At 65.1% G+C, this 13,920-nt stretch carries 8 protein-coding genes and 1 tRNA gene; 5 read left to right on the forward strand and 4 right to left on the reverse strand.

Features of this window, described 5'->3' with window-relative positions; genetic code table 11:
- Positions 1-14 precede the first annotated feature (14 nt).
- Complete coding sequence (locus MRY84_RS16710; protein ID WP_291506833.1) at positions 15-1,034, forward strand: P1 family peptidase; 1,020 nt, start codon at positions 15-17, stop codon at positions 1,032-1,034.
- 126 nt (positions 1,035-1,160) lie between these two features.
- A complete protein-coding gene (locus MRY84_RS16715) occupies positions 1,161-2,483 on the forward strand; it encodes a TAXI family TRAP transporter solute-binding subunit (RefSeq protein WP_291506834.1) in 1,323 nt (440 codons plus the stop codon).
- Between the two features lie 155 nt (positions 2,484-2,638).
- Here MRY84_RS16715 and MRY84_RS16720 read toward each other — a convergent pair whose 3' ends face one another.
- Together MRY84_RS16720 and ettA are read right to left on the reverse strand one after the other, a co-directional pair.
- On the reverse strand, positions 2,639-5,116 hold the full coding sequence (locus tag MRY84_RS16720) for a DUF1631 family protein (protein ID WP_291506835.1): 2,478 nt from the start codon (positions 5,114-5,116) through the stop codon (positions 2,639-2,641).
- 88 nt (positions 5,117-5,204) lie between these two features.
- The gene (gene ettA, locus MRY84_RS16725; protein ID WP_291506836.1) at positions 5,205-6,866 is read right to left on the reverse strand and encodes an energy-dependent translational throttle protein EttA; all 1,662 of its coding nucleotides are present in this window, start codon (positions 6,864-6,866) and stop codon (positions 5,205-5,207) included.
- Between the two features lie 255 nt (positions 6,867-7,121).
- Here ettA and MRY84_RS16730 point away from each other — a divergent pair, with 255 nt between their 5' ends.
- Entirely contained in the window at positions 7,122-8,885 is a 1,764-nt protein-coding gene (locus MRY84_RS16730) for a DEAD/DEAH box helicase (RefSeq protein ID WP_291506837.1), read from the forward strand.
- Positions 8,886-9,153: 268 nt separating this feature from the next.
- Positions 9,154-10,962 (forward strand): M14 family zinc carboxypeptidase, encoded by a 1,809-nt coding sequence (locus tag MRY84_RS16735; RefSeq protein WP_291506841.1) that lies wholly within the window; start codon positions 9,154-9,156, stop codon positions 10,960-10,962.
- Positions 10,963-11,167: 205 nt separating this feature from the next.
- Here MRY84_RS16735 and ybaL read toward each other — a convergent pair whose 3' ends face one another.
- Positions 11,168-12,919: a YbaL family putative K(+) efflux transporter gene (gene ybaL / locus MRY84_RS16740; protein ID WP_291506838.1), complete on the reverse strand. Its 1,752-nt coding sequence runs from the start codon at positions 12,917-12,919 to the stop codon at positions 11,168-11,170.
- Between the two features lie 195 nt (positions 12,920-13,114).
- Between ybaL and MRY84_RS16745 the strand changes: the two genes are divergently transcribed.
- Positions 13,115-13,191: transfer RNA gene (locus tag MRY84_RS16745), tRNA-Arg, on the forward strand.
- A gap of 264 nt (positions 13,192-13,455) precedes the next feature.
- Here MRY84_RS16745 and MRY84_RS16750 read toward each other — a convergent pair.
- Positions 13,456-13,659, reverse strand: a complete 204-nt coding sequence (locus MRY84_RS16750) for a hypothetical protein (RefSeq protein ID WP_291506839.1) — start codon at positions 13,657-13,659, stop codon at positions 13,456-13,458.
- Positions 13,660-13,920: the final 261 nt, after the last annotated feature.

Raw genomic sequence — 13,920 nt, forward strand, 5'->3', positions numbered from 1 at the left:
CATAATCTAAAGCCATGAACGTCCGTACAGTGGCTGGCGATGCCGGCAGCATTACCCGCGTGGCCGGCATCGAAGTGGGCCATTTCACCGAAACCCGCCGCCCCACTGGCTGCACCGTTGTCATGGCCCGTGAGGGTGCGGTGGCTGGGGTGGACGTGCGCGGTGCAGCACCCGGCACGCGGGAGACCGACTTGCTGCACCCCTCCAACCTGGTGGATCAGGTGCACGCCATCATGCTGGCGGGCGGCAGTGCATGGGGGCTCGACGCCGCCACCGGTGCCGTGCGCTGGCTGGAGGAGCGCGGCGTGGGCCTGGACGTGGCCGTCGGGCGTCTGCCCATCGTGCCTGCCGCCGTGTTGTTCGATCTGCTCGTGGGCGACATGCGCATTCGCCCCGACGCGGCGGCTGGGTACGCCGCGTGCGCTGTTGCCTCCACGGCCGACCCGGCCGAGGGCAATGTTGGCGCAGGCACGGGCGCTGCGCTGGGCAAGATCTTTGGCATCCAGCGCGCCATGAAAGGCGGCATCGGCACGGCTTCCGTCACGGTGGACGGCGTGACGGTGGGCGCCTTGATCGCCTGCAATGCCCTGGGCGACGTGATCGACCCCGACACCGCACAAGTCATCGCCGGCGCCCGCACCGACGACGGACTTCGCCTGCGCGACACGCGCCGAGCCCTGCTGCGCGGCGATCCACCCCGGCCGCTGCTGGCGGGCACCAACACCACCATCGGAGTGATCGCCACCGACGCAGTCATCACCAAAGCCCAGGCCCACCGCCTGGCGGTTGCCGCGCACGACGGCTTGGCCCGCAGCATCAACCCCGTGCACACCATGTCCGATGGCGACACCCTCTTCAGCCTGGGTACCGGCCGTGCGGGCAAAGGCTTGGGCATGATGGTACTGGCCACCATGGCGGCAGAGGCGACGGCGATCGCCACCGCCCGCGCTGCACGCATGGCCTGCTCCCTGACCACCGCCGATGGCCTGCATCTGCCCGGCGCGGCAGACCTGGCCCTGTCGGCCACCCGCTAACCGTTCCGGCACGCACAGGCCGTCCGCCGCGGTGGCCCCGTCCGCCCAGGTCGTCCCACAATACGGTGCCAGCGAACGGAGCCGCGGCTCGGCCCGAAGCCCTGCGGCGGCAGGTACCATCCCCGCATGCCTCAGGCCTTTCGTAACACCCTGCTCTCCCTGCGCGACCTGATCCTGTCCGCCGGCCCGCTCGCCTTTCTGGGCGTGGGCCTGCTGGTGCTGGCGTACTGGTGGCTCAACCCCAACCCTCCGAAGTCCGTCACGCTGGCCACCGGGCCGGCACAAAGCGCTTACGAGGAGTTCGGCAAGCGCTACCAGAAAGCGCTCGCAGTGGACGGAATCACCGTGCAGCTGCTGCCCAGCGAAGGTTCGTCGCACAACCTGCAATTGCTGCGCGAGGGCAAGGCCGATGTCGCCTTTGTACAAGGCGGCACGGCAGAACTGCAGCCCGATGATGCGGACAGCCTTGTTTCTCTGGGCAGCCTGTTTGTGGAACCTGTATGGATCTTCTACCGCACCGAGTCAGCCGAGCGCACTGTGAATACAGCGCGCATCGACAGCTTGCGGCAGCTGCGCGGCTGGCGGGTCAATGTGGGCTCCGAAGGCAGCGGCGTGCCCAAACTGATGGAGCGCCTGCTGGATGCAAACAAACTGCCTGCCGGTTCCGTGAAGATGTCCCGGCTGGAACAAACCCCTGCCGTGGTGGAGTTTCTGGCAGGCAGGCTCGACGCCCTGGTGTTCGCGTCTGCACCTGAATCGCTGATGGTGCAGATGCTGCTGCAGACCCCTGGGGTGCAGCTGCTGGACTTTGCCCAGCACGAGGCGTATGCGCGGCGCTTCTCGTTCCTCACCCCCGTCACGCTGCCGCGCGGCGTGGTGGACTTGGCCGCCAACGTACCACCAAGGGATGTGCGGCTGGTCGCCTCAACCACATCGCTGCTGGCCCGCGACGGTACCCATCCCGCGCTGCTCACGCTGTTTGCCCAGAACGCGCAAAAGCTCCATGGCGGCGCGGGTTGGTTCAACCGGGCCCGGGAGTTTCCCAACTCACGCCACAGCGAACTACCAATCGCCAAGGAGGGCGACCGGGCCATGAACGAGCCAGTGCCGCTGCTGCAGCGCTATCTGCCGTTCTGGCTGGCAAACCTGATTGAGCGCATGTGGCTGGTGCTCGGCATCTTGCTGGCCATCATGCTGCCCTTGTCCCGCGTAGTGCCGCCGCTGTACCAGTTCCGGGTGAGGTCGCGGGTGTTCCGCTGGTACGGCCGCCTTCGCGAAATCGAAAACGAGATGGAGGCCGGGCAGGCGGACACCGCTGAAATGCTCAAGGCGCTGAATGCGCTGGAAGCGCAGGCGGAAAAGGTGAGCGTGCCGCTGTCGTACGCCGACGAGCTGTATGCCCTGCGCAACCATATCCACCTGGTGCGCAAGAAACTGCTGCGCGGCTGACGCCTCCGACGCGCAACCGCTCAGGCCGAGGCTGCCCCAGCACCGCGCTGGACTTCGACCGCGCTAGCCCGGGCAGGTCTGAACGACTGACGCGAACCCGCGAGCCGGTACAAAGCCCTGGAACGACAAGCCCCTGCGCCCGGGGCAATGCGGGCTCAGCCGCGTGACTTGGAAGAACGGCTTCCCGAAGACCCCGCCGACTTGGAGGCGCGCCCTTCACTCCTGCGAGACGCCTTGGCGGGTGCGGCATCGGATGCCATGGCAGTGGCGGGTACAACCCGCAACAGGCCCTCTGCAGCCAGCTTGTCCCGCATGCGCCGCGTCATCGACTGGGTGCTGGCATCTGCCGCCGTAAAAAGGAACAGGGTGCCGTGCGGGCTGGCCCAGGTGAGCTGCGTGCGTACCACGCGGCCGTTGGTCACTAGCTCGACCCAGGCGCCGATCACGAAATCCGCGTAAGGGTCTGGCGCTTCTTCCACAGGGGCCTGGGCACTGTCTGGCGGGCCAGCGGGCGCCAACTCGATATCGACCGAGGCGGGAGCGTCGACAACGGCCTGGGCGGACTCAGCCACCTCATCGAAGCCTGCTTGCGGAGGAACGACCGGTTCGTCCGGCGCCGATGCGGGCGCAGGCTGGGGTACGGGTTTTTCAAATGCCGCCTGGTGCAGGCCGACGAGGCGCTGCAAGAAGGCGCTCGTCTGAACGGCGGGGTAGTTGATGGTCTTGAGCCCCTTGCGCAGCTTGGCAAGCAGGCTCGGAATGGCGTCATTCAGCCGATCAGGCTCCTGCCGGGTGAGGTCTGGCTGCGCGCTCCAGAGCAACACCGGCACCAGCGCCAGGTAGCCACCCGGGTCCTCATCCTGCCCGGCGCCCCCTTTAAGCACCTGCGCCAGCGCGACAACATCCGCCCAGGGACCCGCCGCGAAATCCAGCACGTCGGCAGGCACGTTCCCTACATCCGGCAAGCGGCGAATGTCCGCGGCGATCTTTTCAGCCAGCATCTCCCGCTGTTCGGCTTGCAGCTGAGCTTTCTGCTGCGCTTCCTGGTGCGCCTTGACCTTCTGTTCCTGCGTATCCCAGGCGTTGTGCAGTGCCTTGAGCACCGTGTCGAAGGGTCCGGCGTCCTTGATTTCGTTGGCGGTCAAGTGCTCCACCGCGCCGTGGACCAGCCGCATGAAACTGCTGAACCCAGGCGCCGTCTCTGTGGTGAAGGCCAGACTGCGCTGGGTGAGATCATCCAGCAAGCGGCGCGCAGGATGGGTCGCGTCGGTGAAAAAACGGCCGTCGTGCGCCACCAGCTGCTTGAGCGCTGGCTCCAGCCGCTTGATTGCTTGCTGCACGGGAGCCAGCAGACGGTTGTCCTGGGCGATGTTCTCCATCATGCGCCCCACCACCTCCATGGCGACGGCCGTGGATTGCGTGGCTGCCTCCATCGGCATGGTCGCGTACACCACCGGCGCCACAGCCGATCCCCGCCACGCCGACAAGGGCGCAGGCAGCGAAGCCGCTTGGCTGCCACCCGCCAGCCGGCCCACCAACCGCTCCAGTTGCGCCATGTCCTCCAGAGCTTCCGCCGCAGCGCCTGTCGGGTAGTAGCCGCCCGCAGGCATTGGTTGCGGCTGCGGTTGCGCTACCGGCCCCCCCACGGCTGCAGGCTGCGACGCCCCCCACGCAGGCTGCATCGGTAGCGCGCCATAGCTGCGGGGATCAAATGGGTCGCCCCCTGCGAGCATCTGGCGCAGGATGCCCACCGTGAGCAGGGCTTCCTGGGCATCCGGCATGACGGGAGCCTGCATGGATTCGCCGCTCCATCCCGTGGAAGGGCCCATGCCACGACCATAGCCGGTCGTGCCATAGTCGCTCATCGGCGCACCCATGGAGTGTCCGTATCCTGAATAGCCGCCACCGTACCCTGTGCCCATGCCAGTGTTCGTGCCTGCTCCGTAGCCGCCACCGCGCCCGGAATTGCCGCCAGGTGTGCCCAGCACGGCATAACCCACCGGCTGCACGCCGTGCTCACGCATGCTTGCGACGGTTTTCTTGTATTCGTCCACCAGCAGGGTGCCCAGCAGGTCACGCATGTGCTGCATCCACAGCTGGCGTATCTCGGGCGACACGCCGGTGTCGCCCACCACCCTCTGGAGTGCGCGGATGTAGCTTTCAGGGCGCAAGGGATTGCGTTCCGGCTGAACGCTGCGCAGTCCTTGGGCCGAACTGACCAGAGTGTTCAACTCGGCCAAAATTGCATCGGTGGCATGCAACGCCGACTGCTGCGCCTTGGACAGCTCCACCTGCGCCTGCATCTCGTTGTCGTCCAGCAGCGACAACTCGCCAAAATCCATGCCGGTGTCGTCGGCCGTACTGCGGCCCTTGGACGCCGAGGGCCCCTCCGCAAAGATCTCCAGCAGGGCCATCGAATAGCCCTTGACCAGCGCCGGTTCGTGCAGGTTGAGCAACCGAAGGCCGTCGCTGACCAGATTGCGCTGCTGGATGTTGCGTACCTGGGACTCTTCCTCGGTGAGCGCGCTCTGCGTCACCTTGATCAGGTGCTGCATCAATGCCTCGCCTCCGCGCACTGCGTTGACAACGCAGGCGCGGAACACAGTTCTCGAACGAGAGACAGACTGGTTCATGGCGGGGAAGAACTGGACAGAGGTTTCCAGATGCAATCCTACTTGACCTTGGGGGTGGTTTACGGTCTTTAAATCACCCCCCGGCAGCTTATTTCAGCGCCTTGAAACGCATGCGCTTGGGCTTGGCCCCCTCTTCGCCCAGGCGTTTCTTCTTGTCCGCTTCGTATTCCTGGTAATTGCCGTCAAAGAACGTCCATTGGCTGTCACCTTCCGCAGCGAGGATGTGCGTGGCGATCCGGTCCAAAAACCAACGATCGTGGCTGATGACCAACACGGTGCCCGCGTATTCGAGCAGTGCGTCTTCCAGGGCCCGCAGGGTTTCCACGTCCAGGTCGTTGGAGGGCTCGTCCAGCAGCAGCACATTGCCGCCTGCGATCAGGGTTTTTGCCAGGTGCAAACGGCCGCGCTCCCCGCCCGACAGCATGCCCACCTTCTTTTGCTGGTCGCCACCGTTGAAATTGAAGCGCCCCGCATAGGCACGGCTGGCCATGGTGAACTTGCCGATGTTGATCATGTCCAGGCCGCCGGAAATGTCCTCCCAGACGGTCTTTTCGTCCGACAAGGCATCGCGGTGCTGGTCCACAAACGCCATCTTCACGGTGGAACCGATGATGACTTCGCCGCTGTCGGGCTGCTCGCGGCCGGCGATGAGCTTGAACAGGGTCGACTTACCGGCACCGTTGGGGCCAATGATGCCGACAATGGCGCCCGCCGGAATGTTCATGGACAGGTTGTCGATCAGCACACGGTCGCCAAAAGACTTGGTGACATTCTTGAACTCGATGACCTGCGTGCCCAGGCGCTCGGCCACAGGAATGAAGATTTCCTGGGTCTCGTTGCGCTTTTGGTATTCGTAGTCGCTCAGTTCCTCAAAGCGGGCAATACGTGCCTTGCTCTTGGCCTGGCGGCCCTTGGCGTTCTGGCGCACCCACTCCAGTTCCTTCTTCAGGGCCTTGGCGCGGGCTTCCTCGCCCTTTTGCTCGGACTCCAGGCGGGCCTGCTTCTGGTCGAGCCAGGTACTGTAGTTGCCCTTGTAGGGAATGCCGTGGCCGCGGTCCAGTTCCAGAATCCATTCGGCCGCGTTGTCCAGGAAGTAGCGATCGTGGGTGATGGCCACCACGGTGCCGGGGAAGCGGTGCAGGAACTGCTCCAGCCAGTCAACGGACTCAGCGTCCAAGTGGTTGGTGGGCTCGTCCAGCAGCAGCATGTCGGGCTTGGACAGCAGCAGGCGGCACAGTGCCACGCGGCGCTTCTCGCCCCCGGACAGCAGGCCGATCTTGGCATCCCAGGGCGGAAGGCGCAGCGCGTCTGCGGCGATTTCCAACTGATGCTCTGAATCCGTGCCCGCGGTGGCGATGATGGCCTCCAGCCGGGCCTGCTCGGCGGCCAGCGCGTCGAAGTCAGCGTCGGGTTCTGCGTAAGCGGCATACACCTCTTCGAGCTTCGCCTTGGCAGCGAACACCTCGCCCATGGCCTCCTCGACGCTTTCGCGGACCGTGTGTTCGGGGTTGAGCTGGGGCTCCTGCGGCAGATAGCCGATCTTGATGCCCGGCATGGGGATCGCTTCGCCCTCGATCTCCTTGTCCACGCCCGCCATGATCTTGAGCAGGGTGGATTTGCCGGAGCCATTCAGACCCAGCACACCGATCTTGGCGCCGGGGAAAAAGCTCAGGGAGATGTCCTTCAAGATCTGGCGCTTGGGAGGCACCGTCTTGGAGACGCGATTCATCGAATAAACGTATTGGGCCATTGGATTGGTTGTCGTGAACGGGCGAGAAAGTGGGCAGAAGAAATTCTGCGTGCAAACAGTGATTATCGGGCCATGCGACAATACCCGCCGTAGCAGGCTCCAGTTGCCCGCCACATCAGCACACTGCTGGGGACGAAGGAAGCGCTCCGCTTCCAGGCTCCCGCTCCTGAACCTCATCGGCTTGAGACTGGCTCGACAACCTCCGGTTGCACGACAGGCCGATACCCAGCGCCCCGGACGGGCGCATCCAAAAACATGACATTTGACGAACTGAACCTGGCTCCTGCCATCCTGAAGGCCGTGCACGAAACGGGCTACGAGACCCCGACACCCATTCAGGCCCAGGCCATTCCCGCCGTCCTTGCAGGCCATGACCTGCTGGCTGGCGCACAGACTGGCACAGGCAAGACCGCCGCGTTCACCCTGCCCATGCTGCACCGCCTTGCACAAGGCCCTGCTCCCAAGAACAAGTTTGGCGGCAAGGGCATTCGCGCCCTGGTGCTCACCCCCACGCGCGAACTCGCCGCCCAGGTGGAAGAGTCTGTACGCGAGTACGGCAAGTACCTGGACATCAATTCCACCGTCGTCTTCGGCGGCGTGGGCATGAATCCTCAAATCGATCGCATTAAGCGTGGCGTGGACGTCCTCGTAGCGACCCCCGGTCGTCTGCTGGACCTGCAGCAGCAAGGGTTCCTGGATCTTTCCACCGTGGAAGTGCTGGTACTCGACGAAGCCGACCGCATGCTGGACATGGGTTTCATCCACGACGTGAAGAAGGTACTGGCCCTGGTCCCCAAGGACAAGCAAAGCCTGCTGTTCTCGGCCACTTTCAGCGATGAAATCCGCGACCTCGCGGGCACGCTGCTCAAGAACCCCCAAAGCATCCAGGTCACTCCCCGCAACACCACGGTGCAGCGCATTACCCAGGTCATCCACCCGGTGGGCCGGGGCAAGAAGAAGCAGGTGCTGCTGCACATCATCCAGCAGCACAACTGGAGCCAAGTGTTGGTTTTCACCCGCACCAAATTTGGTGCCAACAACGTGGCCGAGTTCCTGACCAAGAACGGCGTCTCGGCCATGGCCCTGCACGGCAACAAGAGCCAGAGCGCCCGCACCCAGGCGCTGGCCGGCTTCAAGAGCGGCGAGATCCGCGCCTTGGTGGCCACCGATATCGCAGCGCGCGGCATCGACATCGACGACCTCCCGCACGTCGTCAACTATGAAATCCCCAACGTGTCGGAAGACTATGTCCACCGCATCGGCCGCACCGGGCGCGCCGGCGCTACCGGCGAGGCCGTGAGCTTGGTCTGCATGGACGAGGAAGGCTTCATGATGGACATCGAGCGCTTCACCAAGCAGCAGATTCCCGTGCAGGTCATCGAAGGCTTTGGACCCGAGCCTGGCGAAAAGGCGGAACCCATCGCCATGGGTCGCCAGACCATCTGGGGCGGCGCCGGCAAGCCCCCAAGCCGCGAAGTGATGCAGGCTGCCGCGAAGGCCGCACGCAGTGAAATGATGGAGCGCATTCGCACCAACAAGGCAAGCCAGGGCGGCCAGGGTCAGGGAGAGCGCTCCTCCCGGCCAGCCAGCGGGGGCGGACGCTCCGGCGGCGGCGCGCGTGGCGCGCAAGGCTCCGGCGGTGGTGGCCGCGGCGCCCAAGGAGGAGGTGCGCGCGGCGGTGCACAGCCAGCACCCGCACGCAGCCGAGGCCCACGCCAAGACGGCGGAGGCGGCGGCCATCGCTATGACGATGCGCAGCCTCCACGCGCCAACGCCCACCTGGGCACACACCTGGGTCACAGCAACCCCAGCCATCGCAACGCGGGCCATGGAGGAGGCGGGCAGCCGGACCCGATGCGCACCAGCGTGGACAGCATGGCCGAGCGCGGCCGTCGCGGCGGAGGTGGCGGATACCGCAATTCCGGCGGCGGTGGCGGTGGCTACGGCGGCGGTGCAGGCGGCGGCCGGGGCAACGGTGGCCGCAGCCCAGGCGGCTCGCGGGGTTCGTTCAATCGCTGAAGGTTGAACACGGCGGGCACCACATGCAAGGGCGCCCGCGGACCGTGGCCTGCCAAACCCTTCTTACGCGCCGGAAAGATGCATTTTCGAAAGCACCGTTCCGGCTTTGCAACCGAATGTACGACGACACGGGGCAACTCTGATGGGCAGGTAACATCGCCGTAACAAGGCCCCTCCGGGGGGTCAACGGCAGAGCCCCATGAATACACCTTTCTCTCTTCGCTCCCGCTCGTCCCGCAATGCTGCCGACTCACAGCCGTCCGGCGGCATGCTGCGCCCCACGGGCTGGAAAGCCTCCGCCCTGCTGGCAGCGCTGCTGCTGACAGCGTGTTCGAGCACGCCGCTGCCCCCCTGGCCTGCAGCGCCAACGGCGCGAACCAGCGCTCCGACTGCTGCCCCCCGCCCCCAGCCGGGGGCGGTCGTGCCAGCGCCGTTGGGCCAAGCCCCGCTGCCCCCGGCACAACCCCAGGGCGCCATCGCCAGCCCCTTGCCCCCCCCTGCTCCGCTGGTGGTGCAAAACGAGGGCCCGATGGCCCCACCGTATGGCGCCGCAGTGGCGGCCCGGTTTCCAGACCCCACGGTGGTTTACAGCACGCCCGGCTTGGGCCGTGACCGCAGGGCTTTCACCACCAATGCCGAACTCAGCCAGTGGCTCCAATCGCTGGCCGACCCGGCCCCGCGGGGTGCGACGCGCACCAAACTGCTGAACCTCGGCATGTCGCAGCGTGGCGAGCCCATCGTGGGCCTGCTGGCCACCCGGGCGGCCGGCACCGAGCCCGTCAACCTCGACAACAGTGGCCGCCCCACCGTCGTGCTGGTAGGCCAACAGCACGGCGACGAGCCCGCAGGCAGTGAGGCGTTGCTGGTGATCAGCCGCGAGCTGGTGCAAGGGTTGCTGGAGCCGCTGCTGGACCGCATCAATGTGGTGGTGGTGCCCCGCGCCAACCCCGACGGGGCAGCAGCGGGAACGCGCGTCACGGCCAACGGCGTGGACATGAACCGCGATCACCTTCTCCTCCAGACGCCGGAGGCCCGGGCCCTGGCGAAAGTGGTGAACGACTACCGCCCCATCCTGGTGGTGGATGCCCACGAGTACACAGTGGTCGGACGGTATCTGCAGAAGTTCAACGCGATCCAGCGCTATGACGCGCTGCTGCAGTACACCACCACCGCCAACTACCCCGAGTTTCTGACCAAGGCTTCGCACGAGTGGTACCACCTTCCGATGACCGCGGCCCTCAAGGCCCAGGGGCTGACGAGCGACTGGTATTACACGACCTCGACCAACCCCGACGACAAGCGCATTTCCATGGGCGGGACCCAACCTGATACCGGCCGCAACGTGAACGGCCTGAAAAACGCGGTCAGCCTGCTGATCGAAACGCGCGGGGTTGGGATCGGGCGCATGCACATCCAGCGGCGCGTGCATTCACAAGTCACCGCCATCACCAGCGCACTGCGCACGACGGCGGAACGGGCGGCCAACCTTGAACAGGTGCGCTCGTTCGTGGTTCGCGACGTGAGCGCCCAGGCGTGCCGCGACCAAGTGGTGGTCGAGGCCGCCGCCACACCCACGCAGCGTGAACTGGACTTTCTGGACCCTGAAACCGGTGCAGACAAGCTGATCCGGGTGGAGTGGAATTCATCCCTCGCGCTGCAGGCTGTCAAGACCCGCGCCCGGCCTTGCGGCTATTGGCTGTCTGCCAACTCCACGGCGGCGGTCGAACGCCTCCGGCTACTGGGCCTGCAAGTCATGCGCGTGGCCGAACCCGGCTCCGCGCTGGCCGACATCTACCGCGAAACCGCCCGGGAATCCGGAAACCGACAAGACGTGATTGGCACCATCGCCGGCGGAGCCGGCATCGTGCGCGTGCAGGTATCGCCTGTGCGCAGCGCCATCGATGTGCCTGCCGGGAGCTTCTATGTACCACTGAACCAGCCACGGGCCAACTTGGCCGTCGCCGCACTGGAACCGGATACGCAGAACAGCTACTTCGCCAATCACTTGATCCAGGACTTGACCCAAGCTGCACGGGTCATGGCGCCGCCTTCCCTGGTGTTTGAAGAGACCAACTAACTGCCCGCTGCAGCGCAAGCGGCTTTTCCCCGCTACATGAAGGCATCACCGGAGGGCCACGCAAAAGAGCGCCCTCACGCGTTGGTTGACTGCTCCATCCGCCAGAGCGGCTCGCTTGGCCCTTTCATGAGCCCGCAATCGCTATCATAATGATAGCTGCCAGCGCTTGACCACCAAGCGCCAGAAGCAAAAACACCCAAAAATTTCAAATCCGGCTGTGCAGGGCTGCGGGACCGGTGGGTCGCGCAGCCCTTGCTTCGGTGCGCTCCAGCACGTGGCGCGCCATGGCCTGCGCCAACGCCTCGTCGGCCAAAAACACGGCACTGCCACACTCCTCAGAAATGCGGCGCGCCTCATCGGCACTGTGGCTTCGCACCACCGTTTCGATCTGGGGATTCAAAGTGCATGCGGTGGAGATGATCTGGCGCACGTTCAGGGTATCCGGCGTGGCAATGACCAGCATGGCGGCGCGCGCGATGTGCGCCTGTATCAGCACCTCGGGATCCACGGCATCGCCAAACACCGCGGCGATGCCGGATTTGCGAAGCGATTCCACCAACTCGCGGTTCTGCTCTGCCACCACAAACGGAATGTCGGCAGCCGTCAACGCACCAGCCACTCGCCGCCCTACCCGGCCATAACCCACCAGCACCACTTGCCGCGCGAGATACCGGGCATCGGTGGTCATTGGCAGTTCGGCCAGGGGATCGTCGCGCTGCTCCAGCCGCCGCGCCAGGGGGGAATGAGCACGCAGCCAATCCTGCAGCGGTGCAATCGCATGGAACAGCAGTGGGTTGAGCGCCATCGAGATAAGCGCGCCCGCCAGCACCAGGCTGGCTCCTTCGGGCGGCAGCAGGCCCAGCGATCCGCCCAGCGCAATCAGAATGAAAGAGAACTCTCCGATCTGCGCAAGGCTCGCTGAAACCGTCAGTGCCGTCTGCAGCGGGTAGCGAAAGGCCAGCACCAGAGCGGCCGCCGCCAGCGTCTTCCCCAGCATGATGACCGCCACCACCGCCACCACCTGCAGCGGCCGGTCCCACAGCACCACCGGGTTGAACAGCATGCCGACCGACACGAAGAACAGCACGGCAAACGCGTCGCGCAGCGGCAAGGACTCTTGCGCGGCCCGGTGGCTGAACTCGGACTCCCGCATCACCATTCCGGCAAAAAAGGCCCCCAACGCAAATGACACTCCGAACAACGCGGCAGACCCAAACGCAATGCCCACCGCCGCAGCCACGACGCACAGGGTGAACAATTCCCGCGAGCCGGTGCGTGCCACCTGCCACAGAAGCCATGGGAACACCCGCCGCCCTACCAGGAGCATGACGGCGATAAACCCCCCGACCTGCAGCAATTTCCAACCAAGTGCTCCCCACACCGCCGCACTGTCCGCATGTTTTGCCGAATCTCCCGGGCCTGCTGTGCCACCCAGCCAGCCAGCCAGCGGCGGCAGCAGGACCAGTACCAGCACCATGGCGAGGTCCTCCACCACGAGCCAGCCCACCGCAATCCGTCCAGTGTGGCTGTCCAGGATGCCCTGGGTTTCCAGCGCCCGCAACAACACGACCGTGCTGGCTACAGAAAGCGCCAACCCGAACACCAGCGCGCCTCCCAGATTCCACCCCCACCACGTTGCCAGCGCCATTCCCAAGGCCGTTGCGACCATCATCTGCACCACGGCCCCAGGCACCGCAATTCTCCGCACCGATAGCAAATCGCCCCAGGAAAAATGCAGCCCGACACCGAACATCAGCAGCATCACGCCGATTTCTGCCAACTGACTGGCCATCGCTGTATCCACCACAAAGCCCGGTGTGTAAGGGCCAATCAACACGCCCGCCACCAAATACCCCACCAGCGCGGGGAGCCGCAACCGAACTGCCACGAAGCCCAATGCCAATGCCAGCCCCAGGGCGGTAGCAATGGTGTGGATGAGCGCGACGCTGTGCGGCATGGGCAGGCTTACGGAAAAAAATTACTGGTTCCAATGGCTCGGTTATACCTGCGCGGCCGGCTGCGCAGGCATTGCCCGTACTCATCGCAAAGACGGAATGGCGCCCTGCGGGGCGGGTTATGATTGGAATCTTCGCTCGGCGCAGTGCGCCCTGCTTTGCAAATTGTGCAGGCCCTCCCTCTCGGCGCCTGCCTGCTGCCCGTAGCTCAACTGGATAGAGCAATAGCCTTCTAAGCTATAGGTCGGGGGTTCGAGTCCCTCCGGGCAGGCCAATCCTCGCCGAGCAGGCCAACACGGCCTGTGCTGCCGCGTCGCAACAGCTTGCGGCAACCGGTAAAAACTTTGTTCTGCGCCAGGAATGACCTCGACGAATCCGGCTGGAGCTTCCTAGGTACACCGCGACAGCCATACCTATTGCTATTGCGCGAGCATGCGATTGGCACCGTAGACCAGCCGGGGGCCAGGCGCGCGCACGCACCGTTGGCGAAGCTTTCGGGGATAAAAGTGGGTGCGGGGCCCATCAGCCCCGGTGCTTCTCAACGGTTTGGCTGCGGGACTGCCGCGTAGTTGGATGCAATCGCCTGCACCACCGCACCAATCAGTGCCCCGTCCGTCACGCTTTGAGGTGCGACCTCGCGCACGATCTGAATTGCATACGCCAACTGTTCTTTGGCAAGCGCTGCGGACATCGCGTTACCGCGCTTTTCACTGGGCGACGCATCGCGTATGACAAGGCTCATCAGAAACTCCCCGAACGTTAAACGTGCAGTATGCGCCTCACGCCCTCAGCCAGATGGTAATTTTCCGCCATCTCCGGAAAACTCGGCCTGGACGGCGCGTCACAAAGGGAGGTCGATCGGGCTCAGCAGAGGACGCCATGGCAAGACGCGCAATCACTATGGCTGCAGTGAACTCGATCGAGGAGCCGGCGATGGGCCGACTGCGAAGCAACACGACGCTGCACCGCACCGCTCGATGGAACCCATGCCCCCAGCCAGCCA

Source organism: Acidovorax sp., from assembly GCF_022763525.1.
In the GTDB taxonomy this organism is placed as follows: Bacteria; Pseudomonadota; Gammaproteobacteria; order Burkholderiales; family Burkholderiaceae_C; genus Acidovorax.